The organism is Ideonella azotifigens (assembly GCF_021043325.1).
Classification (GTDB): domain Bacteria; phylum Pseudomonadota; class Gammaproteobacteria; order Burkholderiales; family Burkholderiaceae_C; genus Ideonella; species Ideonella azotifigens.
Window position 1 is genome coordinate 84232 of record NZ_JAJNKD010000010.1, and the last position, 18069, is coordinate 102300.

The 18069-nt window shown below is 68.6% G+C and carries 17 protein-coding genes; 1 reads left to right on the plus strand and 16 read right to left on the minus strand.

Annotated elements, in window-relative coordinates; translation table 11 throughout:
- Positions 1-35: 35 nt before the first annotated feature.
- The 10 genes from fba to LRH25_RS20170 all read right to left on the minus strand — a co-directional run bounded on the left by fba (position 36) and on the right by LRH25_RS20170 (position 10368).
- Positions 36-1073 (minus strand): class II fructose-bisphosphate aldolase, encoded by a 1038-nt coding sequence (fba, locus tag LRH25_RS20125; RefSeq protein ID WP_141291629.1) that lies wholly within the window; start codon positions 1071-1073, stop codon positions 36-38.
- Between the two features lie 32 nt (positions 1074-1105).
- Positions 1106-3175 (minus strand): transketolase, encoded by a 2070-nt coding sequence (gene tkt / locus LRH25_RS20130; RefSeq protein ID WP_231012061.1) that lies wholly within the window; start codon positions 3173-3175, stop codon positions 1106-1108.
- 20 nt (positions 3176-3195) lie between these two features.
- The gene (locus tag LRH25_RS20135; protein ID WP_141290541.1) at positions 3196-4074 is read right to left on the minus strand and encodes a phosphoribulokinase; all 879 of its coding nucleotides are present in this window, start codon (positions 4072-4074) and stop codon (positions 3196-3198) included.
- Between the two features lie 114 nt (positions 4075-4188).
- Positions 4189-5274 (minus strand): class 1 fructose-bisphosphatase, encoded by a 1086-nt coding sequence (locus LRH25_RS20140; protein ID WP_141290539.1) that lies wholly within the window; start codon positions 5272-5274, stop codon positions 4189-4191.
- Positions 5275-5289: 15 nt separating this feature from the next.
- Positions 5290-5979: an HAD-IA family hydrolase gene (locus tag LRH25_RS20145; protein ID WP_231012062.1), complete on the minus strand. Its 690-nt coding sequence runs from the start codon at positions 5977-5979 to the stop codon at positions 5290-5292.
- Entirely contained in the window at positions 5976-6665 is a 690-nt protein-coding gene (gene rpe / locus LRH25_RS20150; protein ID WP_141291158.1) for a ribulose-phosphate 3-epimerase, read from the minus strand. The genes LRH25_RS20145 and rpe overlap by 4 nt, the downstream gene beginning before the upstream one ends.
- On the minus strand, positions 6662-7468 hold the full coding sequence (locus LRH25_RS20155) for an HAD-IA family hydrolase (protein ID WP_141291155.1): 807 nt from the start codon (positions 7466-7468) through the stop codon (positions 6662-6664). The genes rpe and LRH25_RS20155 overlap by 4 nt, the downstream gene beginning before the upstream one ends.
- Entirely contained in the window at positions 7465-8334 is an 870-nt protein-coding gene (gene cbbX / locus LRH25_RS20160) for a CbbX protein (RefSeq protein ID WP_231012133.1), read from the minus strand. The genes LRH25_RS20155 and cbbX overlap by 4 nt, the downstream gene beginning before the upstream one ends.
- A 122-nt stretch (positions 8335-8456) precedes the next feature.
- On the minus strand, positions 8457-8876 hold the full coding sequence (locus LRH25_RS20165) for a ribulose bisphosphate carboxylase small subunit (protein ID WP_141290150.1): 420 nt from the start codon (positions 8874-8876) through the stop codon (positions 8457-8459).
- 25 nt (positions 8877-8901) lie between these two features.
- Positions 8902-10368 carry a form I ribulose bisphosphate carboxylase large subunit gene (locus LRH25_RS20170; protein ID WP_141290151.1) on the minus strand — a complete coding sequence of 489 codons (1467 nt, stop codon included), beginning with the start codon at positions 10366-10368 and terminating at the stop codon, positions 8902-8904.
- Between the two features lie 120 nt (positions 10369-10488).
- Between LRH25_RS20170 and LRH25_RS20175 the strand changes: the two genes are divergently transcribed.
- Positions 10489-11469, plus strand: coding sequence for a LysR family transcriptional regulator (locus LRH25_RS20175; protein WP_141290152.1), 981 nt, complete (start codon positions 10489-10491; stop codon positions 11467-11469).
- A gap of 59 nt (positions 11470-11528) precedes the next feature.
- Here LRH25_RS20175 and LRH25_RS20180 read toward each other — a convergent pair whose 3' ends face one another.
- Genes LRH25_RS20180 through LRH25_RS20205 form a run of 6 tightly spaced genes read right to left on the minus strand, consistent with a single transcriptional unit; the run spans position 11529 to position 17684 of the window.
- The gene (locus LRH25_RS20180) at positions 11529-13226 is read right to left on the minus strand and encodes a vWA domain-containing protein (RefSeq protein WP_231012065.1); all 1698 of its coding nucleotides are present in this window, start codon (positions 13224-13226) and stop codon (positions 11529-11531) included.
- A 2-nt stretch (positions 13227-13228) separates the two neighbouring features.
- A complete protein-coding gene (locus LRH25_RS20185) occupies positions 13229-13786 on the minus strand; it encodes a hypothetical protein (RefSeq protein WP_231012066.1) in 558 nt (185 codons plus the stop codon).
- Entirely contained in the window at positions 13777-14814 is a 1038-nt protein-coding gene (locus tag LRH25_RS20190) for a vWA domain-containing protein (RefSeq protein WP_231012067.1), read from the minus strand. Before LRH25_RS20190 ends, LRH25_RS20185 begins: the two co-directional genes overlap by 10 nt.
- A gap of 58 nt (positions 14815-14872) precedes the next feature.
- Positions 14873-15778, minus strand: coding sequence for a hypothetical protein (locus tag LRH25_RS20195; RefSeq protein WP_231012068.1), 906 nt, complete (start codon positions 15776-15778; stop codon positions 14873-14875).
- Positions 15775-16644, minus strand: a complete 870-nt coding sequence (locus LRH25_RS20200; RefSeq protein WP_231012069.1) for a DUF58 domain-containing protein — start codon at positions 16642-16644, stop codon at positions 15775-15777. The genes LRH25_RS20195 and LRH25_RS20200 overlap by 4 nt, the downstream gene beginning before the upstream one ends.
- Before the next feature lie 17 nt (positions 16645-16661).
- The gene (locus LRH25_RS20205; RefSeq protein ID WP_141285320.1) at positions 16662-17684 is read right to left on the minus strand and encodes an AAA family ATPase; all 1023 of its coding nucleotides are present in this window, start codon (positions 17682-17684) and stop codon (positions 16662-16664) included.
- Positions 17685-18069 lie beyond the last annotated feature (385 nt).

The following is an 18069-nucleotide window of genomic DNA, read 5'->3' on the forward strand; positions in this document are numbered from 1 at the left end:
CTGGGGGCCGGCGCGCGCGTTCGTCCAGCAGCGAATCAGGCGTAGCGCCGCGCGCTGAGCTCCAGCCCGATGGGCTTGATCCCGGACGCCCTGCCGGCGCAGCCGAAAGCCTCGAACCGGTCAACGCAGAGCTCGCGTGCGGCGGTCATTGCGTCCTTCAGGAACTTGCGCGGGTCGAACTCGGCGGTGTCTCGGCCCATGGCCCGCCGCATCGCGCCGGTCATCGCCAGGCGGATGTCGGTGTCGATGTTGACCTTGCGCACGCCGTGGCGGATGCCCTCCTGGATTTCTTCGACCGGGACGCCGTAGGTCTCCTTGATCTGGCCACCATGCTCGCGGATGACGGCCAACCATTCCTGCGGGACCGACGAGGATCCGTGCATCACCAGATGGGTGTTCGGGATGCGCGCATGGATCTGCTTGATGCGATCAATCGCCAGGATGTCGCCGGTCGGCTTGCGGCTGAACTTGTAGGCGCCGTGCGAGGTGCCGATCGCAATCGCCAGTGCATCGACGCCGGTCTGCGCGACGAAGTCGGCCGCCTGCTCGGGGTCGGTCAGCATTTGCTCGTGGGTGAGCTGGCCTTCCGCGCCCGAGCCATCTTCTTCACCCGCCCTGCCCGACTCCAGCGAGCCGAGGCAGCCGAGCTCACCCTCGACGGAGACACCCACGGCATGCGCCATCTCGACGACGCGCCGCGTCACGCCGACGTTGTAGTCGTAGCTTGCCGGCGTCTTCGCGTCTTCCTGCAGCGAGCCGTCCATCATCACGCTGGTGAAGCCGGAGCGCATCGCCTGCATGCAGACCGCCGCGCTCGCGCCATGGTCCTGGTGCAGCACGATGGGGATGTCGGGGTACATCTCGGCTGCGGCCTCGACCATCTTGCGCAGAAAGGGCTCGCCGGCGTATTTGCGTGCGCCAGCCGAGGCCTGCAGGATGACCGGGCTGTCGGTCTTCTGGGCGGCCTGCATGATGGCCTGGATCTGCTCCAGGTTGTTGACGTTGAACGCCGGCACGCCGTACTGGTGCTCGGCGGCATGGTCGAGCAGTTGCCGCAGCGAAATCATGGCCATGTGAAGCTCCTTTGAATGGGTTGGATGCGGGTTCAGCGGTCGGCCAGCGCGGGTGCGGCGTCGGTCGTGCGGCTGGTCTCACCGGCCAGCAGGCTGCGGGCGCGCTGCGCGACCCGATCGGCGGTGATGCCGAACAACCTGAACAGCTCACTTGCCGGTGCCGACTCGCCGAAGCGGTCGATCCCGATCACGTCGCCGTCCTCGCCGACGAACTTCCACCACAGGCCGGTGCTGCCGGCTTCGATGGCGATTCGCACCAGGTGCCGCGGTACGATGTGGCGCCGGTAGGTCGCGTCCTGGCGTTCGAACACGTCCATGCAGGGCACCGACACGACGCGCGCCGCGATGCCGTCGGCCGCAAGCAGCTCGGCCGCCGCCAGCGCCACGCCCACCTCGGAGCCGCTGGCCAGCAGCGCGACGCGCTCGCCGGCCGGCCGCCGCAGCACGTATGCGCCCCGCGCGATCGCGTCCAGCCGCCGCGTGCCGTCGCCCGCATGCGGCAATGCCTGGCGCGTCAGCAGCAGGCAGCCCGGGCCGTCGGTTCGGCGCAGCGTTTCGCGCCATGCCACCGCCGTCTCGGTCGCATCTGCCGGTCGCCACACATCGACGTTCGGGATCAGCCGCAAGCTCGACGCATGCTCCACCGGCTGGTGCGTCGGCCCGTCTTCGCCCAGGCCGATCGAGTCGTGCGTGAACACGTAGACGACCGGCAGCTTCATCAGCGCCGACATGCGCACGCCGTTGCGCGCGTAGTCCGAGAAGGTCAGGAAGGTGCCACCGAACGGCCGGAACCCGCCGTGCAGCATGACGCCGTTCATGATCGCAGCCATGCCGAACTCGCGCACGCCGTAGTGCACGTGATTGCCGGTGCCCTGGCCCTTCAGCGGCCGGTGCCCCTTCCAGTCTGTGAGGTTGGAGCCAGTGAGATCGGCCGATCCTCCGAGCAGCTCCGGTGTGGCGGGCCCGACTTCCTGCAGCACGTCCTGCGAGGCCTTGCGCGTGGCAACGTTGGCGCGCAGGCGTTCAGCGTCGGCGCACGCGGTGGCCAGGGCCGCTTCGGTTTCCTCGGAAAGCCCGGCAGCCGGCCGTGTGCGGCGCAGCAGCTCGCGGGCAAGGTCGGGGTAGGCGCGCTCGTAGGCCGCGAAGCGCTCACGCCATTCGCCATGCGCAGCCGCGCCACGCGCCAGCGCCGACCAAGCCTGCGCGACCGGTGCCGGGATTTCGAACGGCGCGGCCGTCCAGCCCAGTGCCTCGCGCGTCAGCGCGATTTCGGCCGCACCCAAGGCTTCGCCGTGCGCCTTGGCGGTGCCGGCGCGATTCGGCGAGCCCTGGCCGATGCGCGTGCGGCAGCAGATCAGCACCGGCTTCTCGGATGCATGGGCCGCGGCGATTGCGCGGTCCAGCGCGTCGAAGTCGTGGCCATCGACGGCACGGATCACGGTCCAGCCGTAGGCTTCGAAGCGCCCCGGCGTGTCGTCGCCGAACCAGCCCTTCACGTCGCCATCGATCGAGATGCCGTTGTCATCGTAGAACGCGACCAGCTTGCGCAGGCCCCAGGTGCCGGCCAGCGAGCAGGCTTCGTGGCTGAGGCCTTCCATCAGGCAGCCGTCGCCCAGGAACACATAGGTGCGGTGGTCGACCACCGCGTGCCCTGGGCGGTTGAACTCGTCGGCAAGCAGCTTCTCGGCGAGCGCCATGCCCACCGCATTGGCAATGCCCTGGCCGAGCGGCCCGGTCGTGGTCTCGACGCCGGGCGTGACGCCGACCTCGGGGTGGCCGGGGGTGAGCGAGTGCAACTGGCGAAAGCGCTTGAGTTCGGCCATCGGCAAGGCGTAGCCGCTGAGGTGCAGCAGCGCGTAAAGCAGCATCGAGCCGTGGCCGTTGGAGACAACGAAACGGTCACGGTCCATCCATTGCGGATCCGCAGGATCGTGCTTCAGGTGGTGGCGCCACAGCGCTTCGGCGATGTCGGCCATGCCCATGGGCATGCCGGGATGGCCGGAATTCGCGGCCTGCACGGCGTCCATGGCCAACACGCGAAGTGCGTTGGCACAGGTCGCGCGAAGTGCGTTGGCGCCGGATGCGACGGAAGTCGGATTCATGGTCATGTTCAGGGCCCCGGTCAGTGGGAAAGCAGCTTCTTGCGCCGCTCGACGAGGCGCATGATCATCGGCGTGAAGATCAGCTGCATCGCCAGCTCCATCTTTCCGCCCGGCACGACCAGCGTGTTGGCGCGCGACATGAACGAGTCGTGCAGCATGCTCAGCAGGTAGGGCATGTCGATGCCCTTGGGGTCCGAGAAGCGGATCACGACCAGGCTCTCATCGGCCGTCGGGATGGTGCGCGCGATGAACGGGTCGGAGGTGTCCACCACCGGCACACGCTGGAAGTTGATGTGGGTGCGCGTGAACTGCGGGCAGATGTAGTGCACGTACTCGTGCATGCGGCGCAGGATCACGTCGGTCACCGCCTCGGTCGAGTAGCCGCGCGTGCTCTTGTCGCGATGGATCTTCTGGATCCATTCGAGGTTGATCACCGGCACGACGCCGATCAGCAGGTCGGCCAGGCGCGCTACGTCCACCTTGTCGGTGGTCACGCCGCCGTGCAGTCCCTCGTAGAACAGCAATTCGCTGGGCGGCAGCGGCGCCCACGGAGTGAAGGTGCCGGGCGGCTGTTTGAAGGGCGCGGCTTCTTCTTCGTTGTGCAGGTACTTGCGACTGGTGCCAGTGCCGCTTTCGGCATAAGCCGCGAACAAGGCCTCGAGTTCCTTGAAGAGGTTCGCGTCCTCACCGAAATGGCTGAAGTGCGGCCGGTTCTGCTTCTCGGCCTCGGCCATCGCGACCTTCATCGCAGCGCGGTCGTAGCGATGGAAGCTGTCGCCCTCGACGACGGCCGCGGCCACGCCTTCGCGGCGGAAGATGTTCTCGAAAGTTCGCGTCACCGAGGTGGTGCCGGCACCGGACGAACCGGTGATCGCAATGATGGGGTGCTTGGCAGACATGGTGGATCTCGCTTTCTAATTAGACGACGCGGGTTCAGCCGGCGCCGGGCCGCCCCAAGGCGGCTGAACACCCGCTCGGCGGGTGGCGCCGGTACGCCGGTGCCGGGTGCTCCATCACACAGCGGCAGCGAAAAGCCCGCGCCTGCCGAACAGCGGCGCGTCGAAGGCCTCGGGCGGTTCGTCGCGGTGGTAGCCCTCGATGCGCTCGACCTCCTGCTTCGAACCGAAGATGAAGCCGATTCGCTGGTGCAAGGCTTCCGGCTGCACCGCCATCAGCCGCTCGCGCCCGGTGCTCGCGGCGCCACCCGCCTGCTCGATCAGGAAGGAGATGGGGCTTGCCTCGTAGAGCAGCCGGAGCCGGCCGGCGCGCGCCGGGTCCTTGCGGTCGCGCGGGTACAGGAACACCCCGCCGCGCATCAGGATGCGGTGCGTCTCGGCCACCAGCGAGGCGATCCAGCGCATGTTGAAGTCGGCATCGCGCGGCCCCGTCTGGCCGGCCATGCATTCGTCGACGTAGCGCTTCACGGCGGGCTCCCAGAAGCGGCTGTTCGAGGCGTTGATCGCGAACTCGCGCGTACTCTCGGGGATCTGCAGGTCCGGGTGGCTGAGCACCCACTCGCCCAGCATCGGGTCGAGCGTGAACGCGTGCGTGCCACGGCCCAGCGTGAGCACCAGCATCGTCGTCGGGCCGTAGATCGCGTAGCCCGCGCCGACTTGCTCGGTGCCGGGCTGCAGGAAGTCCTGCGGCTGCGGGTCCTGCCCCGGCGTGGCGGCACGCAGGATCGAGAAAATGCTGCCCACCGACACGTTGACGTCGATGTTGGAAGACCCATCCAGCGGGTCGAACAGCAGCAGGTACTTGCCGCGCGGGTGCTGGGGCGGCAGCAGATACGGCTCCTCCATCTCTTCGGACACCATGCCGGCGAGTTGGCCGCCCCATTCGGTCGCGCGAATGAAGAGCGCGTTGCTGAGCACGTCCATGGCCTTCTGTTCTTCGCCCTGGACATTGATGCTGGCCGTGGTGTCGACTTCGTTGCCAAGCGCACCGGCCAGTGCACCGAAGGCCACCTTGCGGGCGATCGCCTTGCAGGCCAGCGAGACATCGGTGATCAGCGCATTCAGGTCGCCGGTGGCGCCCGGGTGTCGACGGCGTTCGTCGATCAGGAACTGGGTGAGTGTGGGTCTTCCTCCGGTGGGCATCGCTGTCTCCTTGTTTCAATGTGATGTGTCGGCACCGACGGGCATCGCCAGCCGGTGCAGCAAGTCTTGCGGTGTTGCGAGCCGCCACAGATCGGCGGGCAGCTGCGTCGGTGCGTGGCCGTAGCCCCAGCCAGCCCATGCTGCGGCACTGCCGGCGGCCAGCGCAGCGGCGATGTCGACCGCCGCGTCACCCACCATCAGCAAGCGCTGCGCCGCCACGCCGAGCCGGCGCGCGGCCTGCTGCAGCAGCAGCGGCGACGGCTTGCGCTGCGAAGGCGTGTCGGCGCCATGCACCGCAGCGAAGGTCGCAAGCAGGCCTGCCTCGTGGAGCACGGCGCGGGCCAGTGGCGTCGGCTTGTTGGTGATGACGACCAGCGGACGCTGCGCGGCCAATTCGCCGATCACCGCGAGAATCCCGTCGAAGACCACGCTGCCCGCCATCGGCGCACGCAAGGTGGCGGCGTCGAAGCCGCGCCGCAACCGGGCCGCGAGCTCGTAGCTGTCGTGGGGCGCGAGCGCATCGGTGGCCAGCGCACGCGCGATCAAGGCGTCCGGTCCGTCGCCGATCCACGCACGAACGGTGTCCAGCGGGAAACTGGGCAAGCCCTGGTCGGCCAGTGCCGCGTTGAGCGCGTGGGCGATGCCGCCGGCGCTGTCGACCAAGGTGCCGTCGAGATCGAAGGCGATCGCGTCGAAGCGCTTCATCGCCGTGCCGCCCCGGCGCCGTCGCGCAGCGCTGCGATCGCGCGGTGGTAGTCACCGGCACCGAACACGGCCGAGCCGGCCACCAGGGTGTCGGCACCAGCTTCGGTGACCCGCCGCACGTTGGCGGCGTTCACGCCGCCATCGACCTCGAGCCAGATGTCGCGCCCGGTCGCCTCGATGCGGCGGCGCACCGCTTCGATCTTCGGCAGCACGTGGTCAATGAAGGTCTGGCCGCCAAAGCCGGGGTTGACGGACATCAGCAGCACCAGATCGAGCTGCTCCAGCGTATGGCCCAGCCAGTGCAGCGGTGTCGCCGGGTTCAGCACCAGCCCGGCCTTCACCCCGAGTGACCGGATCAGCTGCAGCGTGCGGTCCACATGCTCGCTGGCCTCGGGGTGGAACGAGATGATGGATGCACCCGCCTGCGCAAACAAGGGGATCAGCGCGTCGACCGGCTTGACCATCAGGTGCACGTCGATCGGTACGGGCTGGTCGCCGCGCCGGCAATACGGCTTGATCGCCTGACACACCATCGGACCCATCGTCAGATTCGGCACGTAGTGGTTGTCCATCACGTCGAAATGGATCAGGTCGGCGCCGGCTTCGATGACAGCCGTGACCTCGGCGCCGAGACGCGCGAAGTCGGCCGACAACAGGCTGGGCGCGATGCGGATCGTCTGGTTCATGCAAACCTTCCTTCGTAAAGCAAATCGACGGCATTCGGCATTCGCGGCGGGCACGCCAGCTGCTGCAATTCGCCCAGGCTCAGCCAGGCGTGCGTTCCCAGCGCCGTGCCCGGTTCGGCCGGCAGCGGGTGCTGCAGATCGCCCAGATGCGGCAGCACCAGGCCGGCAGCGGAAAAGTCCCCGCCTGCTGTCCAGAAGGTCGGCGTCACCACCGTCCACAGGCCGGCACCGACGGCAGCGCGCAGGCCGTTCGGCGAATCCTCGAAGGCGACGGCGCGGTCGGCACCCATGCCGAGCGTCGCAAGCACGAGACGGTAGATATCGGGCGCCGGTTTCTTCGCAGGCACCTGGTCGCCGCAGGCGATCACGGCAAACATTTCCAGCCCGCGCGTACCAAACGCGGACTGCAGCAGTGCGTCGACGTTCACCGCGGTGGTGGTGGTGGCGATCGCGAGCCTGCAGCCCGCCGCCAGCGCCTCTTCGAGCAGCCTGGCCACGCCGTCCCGCAAGGGCACGCCGCCCTGGCGCACGGCGGCGCTGTAGAACTCGGTCTTGTCGGCGTGGATCTCGGGTACTCGCGCCATCAGGTGCTGGCGCAAGGCGGTGCTCACCGGCAGGGACTGGATGTACGAGGTGATGCGCTCCTTCCCGCCCGTCACCGACAGCAGGCGACGGTATTCGGCGCGCGTCCAGGTCCAGCCCAGCCGGTGGCGTTCGAAGGCGAGGTTGAAGGCAAGGCGGTGCGCCTCCTCGGTGTCGGCCAGCGTCCCGTCGACGTCAAAGATCAGCGCTTCGACGGTCATGCCCGCTCCTCCGGCGAGGTCGCCGCACTGGCATCGAAGACACGGCTCGCGAGGATGTCCTCGGCCTGCAGGGTGGCGAGCTGCTCGCGCGACAAGGCCTCGGTCGAGCCGAACAGCCGGGTCGCGTGGCGCAGCCGGATGCGGTCCAGCGCATTGCGGATCGAGCGTGCATTCGCGAAATGCGGCTGCTGCCTGCGCAAGGCCACGTAGCGCGCAAACGCCGGCTCGGCCGAGGCGTCGAAGTGGTAGTTGAGCTGGGTCAGCATCAGCTGCGTGATCTGCATCAGCTCGGCCTGGCTGTAGTCGGGGAAGTCGATGTGGTGCGCAATGCGCGAGGCCATGCCCGGGTTGCTGCCGAAGAAGGTGTCCATGCGGTTCTTGTAGCCGGCCAGGATCACGACCAGGTCGTCACGCTGGTTCTCCATCACCTGCAGCAGGATCTCGATCGCCTCCTGCCCGTAGTCGCGCTCGTTCTCGGGGCGGTAGAGGTAGTAGGCCTCGTCGATGAACAGCACGCCGCCCATGGCCTTCTTCAGCACTTCCTTGGTCTTGGGCGCCGTGTGGCCGATGAACTGGCCGACCAGGTCATCGCGCGTCACCGCCACCAGGTGGCCTTTGCGCACGTAGCCGAGCTGCTTCAACACCTCGGCCATGCGCATCGCGACCGTTGTCTTGCCGGTGCCGGGGTTGCCGGTGAAGCACATGTGCAGCGACGGCTTGGTGGCCTGCAGGCCCTGTTCGGCACGGAGCTTGTCGATCAGCAGCAGCGCGGCGATGTCGCGGATGCGGCCCTTCACCGGCGCCAGGCCGACGAGTTCCGCATCCAGCTGGTCGAGCACGGCACGCGCGCCCGAGCTTTCGAGCATCGCAGCCGGTGCCCCTGGTCCGACGCGCACGTCGGCCTGCCCCACCGGGGGACGCGGGCCGGCTTGGGGCGGCCCGGCGCTCGGCCCGCCGACGGCAAATGCGGTGTCCATGGCGGCGGCGCTCAGTAGCGGGCACCTTCGGGGGCGCGCTGCACCGCGTAGCTCTCGATGCTGTAGCGGATCGTGCGGCCAGGCTCCTCGGTCCGGATCAGGCGGAAGCCGGGTTCTTCCTTGGGCCGGTTCACGATGAAGGACACCACCACCGATTCGGTGCCGTGCGTCGAGTCGAACGCGCTCAGTCGGATGTAGTGGCTCGGAAAAGTGTTGCGGCAGTTGCGCAACTCGAGCATCACGCCGGCGGCGTCCTGGATGTCGAACATCGGGTTGCCGAACATCTCCCAGAAGGTGTTGCGCGGGTGCGGGTCGTCGGTGTACTCAAGACCGATGGCCCAGCCCTTGGCGAGACAGTGGTCGACCTGTTTGGTGATCTGCTCGTCGCTCAGGTCGGGCAGGAACGAGAAAGTGCCTTGGGTGATTCGCATGCTCGTGCTCTCTTTCGTCGATTCGTCAGGCCACCGAGGCGGTCGGCACGAAGTCCGAGGTGTCGGTCGAGGTGTAGTTGAAGGTGATGTCGCCCCAGGTGTCGAGGGCGGCCGCCAGCGGGGAGCACCACTTGGCCGCGTCGCGCAGGATCTGCGGGCCCTCTTCCAGGATGTTGCGACCTTCGTTGCGCGCCAGCACCATCGCCTCGAGCGCGACGCGATTGGCTGTCGCACCCGCCTGAATGCCCTGCGGATGCCCGATGGTGCCGCCGCCAAACTGCAGCACCACGTCATCGCCGAACAGGTCCAGCAGCTGGTGCATCTGGCCGGCGTGGATGCCACCCGAGGCGACCGGCATCACCTTCTTGATCGCGCCCCAGTCCTGGTCGAAGTACACGCCGCGCGGCAGGTCGACGCTGGTGTGCGTGTCGCGGCAGACGTTGTAGTAGCCCTGCACCGTCATCGGGTCACCTTCGAGCTTGCCCACCGCCGTGCCGGCATGGATGTGATCCACGCCCACCAGCCGCATCCACTTCGCGATCACGCGGAAGCTCACGCCATGGTTCTTCTGCCGCGTATAGGTGCCGTGGCCGGCGCGGTGCAGGTGCAGGATCATGTCGTTCTGCCGGCACCAGTGACTCAGCGACTGGATGCCGGTGTAGCCCACCACCAGGTCGACCATCACGATCACCGAGCCCAGGTCTTTTGCGAACTGGGCGCGACGGTACATCTCTTCCATCGTGCCCGCGGTCACGTTCAGGTAGCTGCCCTTGACCTCGCCGGTCGCGGCGCTGGCCTTGTTGACGGCGTCCATCACGAACAGAAAACGGTCGCGCCAGTGCATGAAGGGTTGCGAGTTGATGTTCTCGTCGTCCTTCATGAAGTCGAGCCCGCCTTTCAGGCCCTCGTACACGACGCGGCCGTAGTTGCGGCCGGACAGGCCGAGCTTGGGCTTGGTGGTGGCACCCAGCAGCGGACGGCCGAACTTGTCGAGCCGCTCACGCTCGACCACGATGCCGGTCGGCGGGCCGGCGAAGGTCTTCACGTAGGCCACCGGAAACTTCATGTCCTCGAGCCGGGCCGCCTTCAAGGGCTTGAAGCTGAAGACGTTGCCGATGACGGAGGCCGCGACGTTGGTGATCGAGCCCTCCTCGAACAGCGACAAGTCGTAAGCGACGTAGCAGAAGAACTGGCCCGGAATGCCCGGCACCGGGTCGACGCGGTAGGCCTTGGCGCGGTACATGTCGCACGCGGTGAGCCGGTCGGTCCAGACCACGGTCCAGGTTGCGGTGCTCGACTCGCCGGCCACCGCGGCCGCCGCCTCGATCGGGTCCACCCCGTCCTGTGGCGTGATGCGGAACAGCGCCAGGATGTCGGTCTGCTTCGGTTCGTAGTCACCGTCCCAGTAGCCCATCTGCGCGTACTTGAGCACGCCCGCCGAATAACGCTTCTTCGCGTCGGTGATCTGCACTGCGTCTTTCATGTTGCCCATCTGGATTCCCCTGCTGTTGGGTGTGTCGGTGAAAGCTGATGGGTGCAATGTAGGCAGGATCAACGATTTGGAATAATTAAAACTATTCGCTCTGACATCTCGAAAAGCTAATATGTCACCATGCCACTCACCCGCAACGCCACGTTTCGCCAGCTGACCGCGTTCCACACCGTCGCGAGGCTGGGCAGCGTCTCGCTCGCGGCAGACGAAATGCACTTGACGCAGCCGGCGGTGTCGATCCAGATCGCCGCGCTCGAAGCCTCGGCCGGCACGCCGCTGCTGCAGCGCAACGGCCGCGGCGTGCGCCTGACCGAAGCGGGCGAACTGCTGGCCGGTTACGCGAGCCGCATCGTCGACCTGTGGCGCGAGGCCGGCGAGGAGATGGCCACGCTGCGCGGCGTGTTCTCGGGCACGCTGCGTGTGGGCACCGTGACGACGGCCGAGTACCTGCTGCCGCCGCTGCTGGTGTCCTTCATCAACGACCGTCCCAAGGTCAAGGTCAAGCTGCAGGTGGGCAACCGCGACGAGATCGTGCGCATGCTCGCCGGCCAGGAGATCGACGTGGCGATCATGGGCCGCCCGCCGGCCGAACTGAAAACCGACTCGCGCACATTCGCGCGCCATCCCATGGCATTCCTCGCCGCGCCCACCGACCCGCTGATGGCCATGCCCGACCTGACCCTGGCCGACGTCGCCGAGACCCGCATCCTCGTGCGCGAGCGCGGTTCCGGCACGCGCACGACGGTCGAGCGCGTCTTCAAGGACCAGGGCCTGCCCTTGCGCATCGGCTCCGAGCTGTCGAGCAACGAGGCCATCAAGCGCATGTGCGCGGCCGGCTTCGGCGCGGCATTCCTGTCGATGCACACCTGCGTGCTCGAGATCAACGCCGGGCTGCTGGCGCTGCTGCCGGTGGCCGACAACCCGATCGTGCGCGACTGGTATGTGATGCACCTGGCCTCGCGCCAGTTGCCGCATGTGGCGCTGGCCTTCGAGGAATTTCTCTGCGACCAGGGCCAGACGGAGATCCAGCGCCAGCTGGGCCAGACGCCAGGCCCTGCAGCTGCGAAGCGCCGGCCGGCTCGCAAGAAAGCGGCTGGCTGAGGTCTTTCGCGAACAGCAGACGCTACATCGCCGCACGGCGTGCGCACAGCGGCGGCGCGCTACAAGTCGTACCAACCCAGTCCGACGACAAAGCCCGAGGTGCGCAGGCCATCGGCACGCTGCTGCTGCAGGCCGAAGTCGATCGCCAGCCTGTCGCGGCGCAACCAGTGGCGTGCGCCGACCTGCATGAACGTCGCCTCGTTCTCACGCGCCAGTTCGGCGAAGAACAGCGTGCGCTTGAACAGCTCACGTTCGATCCCGACGGCGCCGTTCCAGCTGCGGCGTGCATCACGGGCCTTGCCGATGCCCACATTCAGGTGCAGGAATCCGCCGCTGTCGCCCAGCGCGATGGACAGCGGCAGCTTGATCTCGACGGACGGCAGCGTGCCGCCGCTGTCGTGGGTACGCTCTGCGGCCAGCGTTGCGCTCAGGCCCCAGCCCCAGCCGTCGCGCGCGATGTCGTTGAACAGCTGCTTGAACTCGACCTCGGCCTCGTGGCCGGTTTCGCTGCCGCGGCGATCATCGAGGCGCGTCAGCTCAAACTGCACCGAGGTGCCGGCTTCGAAGGTGTACTCCGGCTCGACCGACAGGCCACGCACCTTGCCCAGGCGCTGCGCCCACGACTCGAACGACCACACCTGCTCATCGTCTTCGAGCACCGCGGTGCGCGCGACCTGGAACGGGCGGTCGTTGGCCGCTGCGGGCGGCGTCGCGACCGCGCCTGAAAGCGCGACACCCAGCAGAGCCCCGCGAACCGCCGCATGCCGGTCCAGCCGGCTCAGGCGCCGCGGCAGTTTCGCGTAGCGCGCCAACAGCGACACGAGCGCAAGCACGGCCAGGATCACGCGGCCGTCTGCCCGCACCGGCGTCGGCTTCGCCAGTGCCGGCGCGGTGAGCGCCGCCGCCAGCACATCGGCCGAGGCCAGGCGCGTGAAGGCCAGGCCGCGCTCGCTGCCGAGCAGGCGCAGATAGGGCTCGCGCAACGCCGACAGGTGCTCGCTGCCGGGCGTCGCGCCAAGCGCCGGCGCGGGGGCGGCGTCGCCGTCGTCGGTCATGGTCTCGCCGCTCAGGCTGCTCCCGCGTCCGCGGCCGTAAAGATCGGCCTGCGCCACTTCGTCGGCCTGCCAGAAGCCCAGTGGCCGCCCGCTGGGATCGCTCTTCGGAATCGGCGACGGGCGCAGATCGCCGACGCCGACGATCAGGCCAGCAACCTCGCCCGGCTTGTCATCGAAGCTTGGCCGATGGCGCGGGTTCAGCGGCGGCGCCTCCTGGCCATCGGTGACGAACACGAGCGCCGGGTGACCCGGCAGCTGCCTGGCGACATCGATGCCGCTGTGCAGGCCTTTCGCGATCTCGCTGTTGCCGCTCCAGGCCATGCGGCCATCGATGCCCGCCAGCGTGGCACGCAGTTCGCTCAGGTTGGCGCAGACCTCGACCGGCTCGAACAGCAGGAAGGACCGGTACTCGGTGAACACGCCCCAGCCGACCTTGGATCCGCAGGGCAGTCGCAGCAGCGCAGCACGCAGCGCGTGCTTCGCGTAGGCCAGCCGCGAAACCGGCTTGCCGTCGAGCAACTCGTCCTGCACGTCCATGCTCTGCGTGATGTCGAGCACGATGACATGCTCGAAGCGCGCCCTCTCGACCACCCAGCCCGGGTTCAGCAGGCAGGCTGCGAGCGCGCAGGCGGCGCCCGACAGCAGCCAGCGCTCGGCGTGCCCGCGCCAGGATGCCACGGCCCGCCGCGAGAGGCCGGTCATGTTCACGGCAACCCCGGCGAATAGCCACGCATCGTCGTCACGGCACGCTCGCGGTTGCGCTCCTGGCCGAGCGGCCCGGGTTCGTCGTCGTCCGGGTCGGGCAGCAGGCGCTGCGCACGCTCGAGGTTGTAGCGCGCGTCCCACTGGGCCGGGTCGTCGCGCAGCACGTCGCGGTAATACTCTTTGGCGAGTTCGAGCAGCGCAATCGCCTGGCCAGGCTGCGTGCTCGCGCGCACCTCGATCGCCTGGCGCACCAGCAGGTTCGCGCTGTTGTAACGGGCCGCGGCGCCCACACGCGGGTCAGGCTGCAGGGCACGGTAGCGGTTCAGCGCTGCGTCGCGAGCCCCGCTCGCCGCCTGCGACTGGGACTGCGCATAGGCTTGCGCAAAGCGCAGTTCGGGCGGCTGGCCGGGCGCATCGGGGACCGCCTGGCCGGTCGCGATCAGCGCGTTCGTCTGCGCGGCGCGCCACCACATCGCCGCATCGAACAGCGCTGCGACGACCGCCAGCGCCAGCAGCACCAGCACCTGGCGGGTGCGACGACGAGTCGCTAGGCCCATCGGCGGAGCTCCAGCAGGTTGGCGCCCAGCAGCAACAGCACGCTGGCCAGCGCCGCGGCGTAGCCCCAGCCCGACAGGTCGCGACGCGGCATCGTGTCCTGGTAGGTGATGGGCAGGTTCTCGAGTCGGTTCACGTCGTCGATCGCCTGCTGCAGCGCCTCGGGTGTGCCGGCCTCGTAGGGGCGGTAAGGCGTGCCCAGCGACAGGAAGTAACGGTGCAAAAAGTACTCGGGCACCGCGTCTGCATTGGCCGGCGGCTCGGTCTGGTCGGGCAGCAGCCCGGGGCTGCGCGCCGAGCGGATGTAGATCCAGTAGATGGCCGCCCGGGTCTTGCGCGCGAGCTGCGCGATGCGGTCCCGAGCGCCGGGATCCAGCCGGTCGCCGCCGTCGGACACCAGCATCACGATGCGCGAGCCGGTGTAGGGCCGGTCGCCAAAGGAGGCCAGCGCAGACTCCAGCGCGAGCCCGATGTTGGTCTCGGACAATCCCCGCCCGATGTTGCCGGCATTGATCGCCGCCTGGATGACCTCGCTCTTCTGCGTGAACTCGAGCACGCGCAAGGGCAAGGTGCTGAACACGATCATGCCGAACCGGTCGTCCGGCCGCTTGGCCGCGAACTCCGAAAGCACGCGCCGCGCCACCACCCCCTTGGTTTCGCGGGCCTCGTTGGCGCGCAGCTTGGCGTAGTAGTCGAGCGCCTCCGGCCCTGTGCCGCTCACCGATGGCTTGCGCCCGCCGCCGAAGCTCTGGTCCATGCTGCGGCTGCGGTCCAGCACCAGCACGATCTCGGCGCCGCGGCCGACCCGCTCGACCTCGTATTCGGGCCGGTACGGGCCGGCGATGCCGACGACGACGGCCGCGAGCGCCAGCACCGCCGCGCCGCGCAGCAGCCCGTGCAGCAGCTGCGAGCCGCGGTCGCGCGGCAGCAGCGCGACCCAGGCATTGGGCAAGGCCCCCCGCGTCCGGGCGAACAGCGGCAGCAGCGCGAGCGGCAGCAGCACCAGCCAGAGCGGTTGGTCGAAGCTCACAGGTGTACCTTCGTGCTGCGCACTGCGGTGCGAGCCCCTTCGGGCGGCCGGGCGGGGCTCATGCCGCCCCCCGCTCGAGGTCGCGGCAGCGGCGGCAGAGCGCCACCAGCCAGCGCATGTCGCCAGCCTGCGGGCCGCTGCCGAAGAACTCCGCGCGCGACTGGGCGAAAAAGCCGGCAAGCTCGTCTCGCAGCGGCGCAAAACGCGGTTGCCGTGCGACAAAGCGGGCCAGGCCGGGTTCGAACAGCACCTCGCCGGCCAGCGCGTTCAAGGCCGCGTGCAGTTGCTGGTAGGCGGCGCGGCGTTGCGCGGCGTCAGGTGCATCCGGCAGCGCCTGCAGCACCGTCCACGCACGCCCGAAAGGCCGCCGCCGCCGCGCCGACCAGGGCAGGACCAGGTAGACCTGCGCGAGGTAGGCCAGCAGCAGCACAAGCACCACGGCCTCTACCGCCAGGCGCGTGCGCACCGCGGCCGTATCGAGCATCGGCGGGGCCAGGTCCGGCCGCAGTTCACCCAGCCCTTCGCGAGGCGACGGATCGACGGGCGTGAGCGGCCCAACGGTCAGCGGCCAGGCATCGATGCGGAGCTGTTGCTCCCGCGGCGAGCCATCGAAGCGCAGCACGAGCGCCGGCATCTCGAGCACGCGCAACTCGCGCGGCGCGAGAAAGACCTGGTAGTCGAGCTGCAGTTCCTCGGGCACGCCGGTGAGCGACTTGCGCAGTGCAACGCGTTGCAGCTCCAGCGCCCTGCCCCGGCTGCCGGCGCGCGGCAGCGAGGCTTCGTCCAGCCTCAAGCCGCTGGGCACCTGCAGCGCGATGCGGCGTGTGACCATGTCGCCCACCGTGTAGCCGAAGGCGCGCGGTTCGTTGCTGCTCGCGCCAAGTGTCTGCGGCGCGGCGCCCGCCCGGCCAACCAGGGCCAGGATCAGCAAGGCGGCGGCCAGCGTCGGGGCGCGTTGCGTCATGACTGGAAGTGGCGGGTGACGGCTTCGGCGTCGTACCCACCTTCGATGAACAGCGGCCTGAGCCGCCGGCTGCGGAACAGCTGCAACAACGCGTCGCGGCGCTGCGCGTGCGCGGCCTCCCAGCGCGCACGCAAAGCCGGCCGCCACCAGACCAGGCGCTGGTGGCCGCTCTCGGGGTCCATCACCTGCACCAGGCCGCGCTTCGCGCTCAGGGTGAATTCCAGCGGGTCCCACAGCACGGTCGGCACGACCTCGTGCAGGACCAGGGCGTCGAGCAGCTCGGCAATCACGTCCAGCGGCAAATGGAAGTCCGAAACCAGGAACAGCAGCGTGCGCTGCCGGCTCAGGTGACCCGGCGCATGGCCCAGCCCGTGCGCATCCCGCCCTTCGGGATGCAGCAGGCGCAGCTTGCGCGCGACCTCGCCGCCGACACCGCGCGCGCGGCTCTGCGGCTGCAGCAGGTCGGCGCGCACCGCGCTGTCGCAGCCGACAAAACCGAAACTGTCGCCGGTGCGCCAGGCCGACCACGCGAGGCTCTCGACCAAGTCGGCCAGCACGGTCAGCTTGGGCACCTGTCCACTGAAGCCCATCGAAGCCGACAGGTCGGCGACCACCGTGACCGGCATGGATTTGCGCTGGCTGTAGATGCGCACGCGCCAGTCGCCGAATGGATCGCGCAGGCTGGCGTGCAGATCGAGGCGGCGTGGATCTGGCGCGTCGAGCAGCGACACATGGCCGCGGAACTCGAAGCCACTGTCGCCCCGCCTGCTGCGATGGTGGCCGGGAAAGTGGCCCGCCACCGGCGCATCGACGCGGTAGTGGACCTCGCGTATCGGCGCTGCGGCGTGCATCTGCAGGTCGGCCATGATCAGCCTTCAGTCTCTCAAGGCGCGGCGACACTGCCGAGGATGCCGGCGATCAAGGGCGCGGCGATCTCGGGCCGGCGCATCTCGTAGACCGGCTGGAAGCACAGGCGGTGCGCGATGGTCACGTCGAACACGGCTTGCAGGTCCTCGGGCGTCGCGTAGTCGCGGCCTTCGAGCCACGCCGTGACGCGGGCCGCGCGCAGCAGCATGCTCATGCCGCGCGGGCTCGCACCGGCCAGCATCAGCTGCGCGGTGTCGAGGCCCGAGAGCTTCACGCCGTAGTCGGCCGGTGCCGCAGTCGCGCGCCACAGTTCGAGGGCATATTGCTGCAGCCGCTCGGAGGTCTGCACGCTGCGCTGGATCTGCGCGGCGATGTCGTTGAGCTCGCGGTAAGCGAGCATGCCACCGGCCAGCGAGGCGACCAGCGCATCGGTGTCGTGGTAACGCGGGTCGAACATCAGCGCGCGGCGCTGGTCCTCGTCCGCCGGCGTCTCGATCGTCACCTCCATCATGAAGCGATCGCGCGCCGCAGAGGCGATCTCGAAGGTCTCTTCGCGCTCGACGCGATTGCGGTCGGCGAAGACCTGCAGGTGCGGGAAGCGCCACTCGCGGTTGAAGGCCGAGACGCTGCGCTCGGCCATCACGCGCAGCAGCAGCGAATGCACCTGCGGGCGGGCGCGGTTGATCTCGTTGAAGAAGAAGATCGCCAGGTCTTCGCCATGCTCGATCAGCGGCCCGGGGTCGACCGCCGGCCGGCCCTCGGCGCTGATGTAGGTGTAGTAGATCAGGTCGTTGGGCATCAGGTCGATGGTGCCCTCGGTGCGCGCATAGGCACCGCCGAGCACGCGCGCAAAGGCGCGCAGCAATGTCGTCTTGCCAACGCCCACATCGCCCTGCAGCAGCACGTGGCCGCGTGCGAAAACAGCGGTGTTGACAAGGCGGATCACGCGCGCCTGGCCCATCACGGCCGTGCTCACTTCGCGTTCGATTGCCAGCGCGCGTTCGCGCCAGTCCTGCAACAGCGCATCGCTGCGATCCATGCAAACCCTCTCTGCACTGCCTCTGCACTGCCGAGGGCGAGACACTCTGTCACGCCCTCGGGACGGGCGCAATGCTCGCGCCGACGAAGTGCCTAGACAAGCAAGAGCCGAGCCGGTCGCCGATGTCGGTTCTCACTCAAGGTGAAACTTCTTCCACTGAAGATGGAACTGCTCGGGCTCGGGTACCCGCCAAGCTGCCCGCCGGCCGATCATTAGGCAGCGGGGTGGCTGACAGCTTTGCAGCGGCTGCGGCCACTGGCCGAACACCGGCGTACTCACGCTGACCGTCACCAAGCGGTCGCAGGGTCGTGCAATCGGTCCTGGCCCGAATGACTGCTATAGGAGGTGCTGCGGTCGTCGGGTCTCGACGAACTGGAAGGCGCAG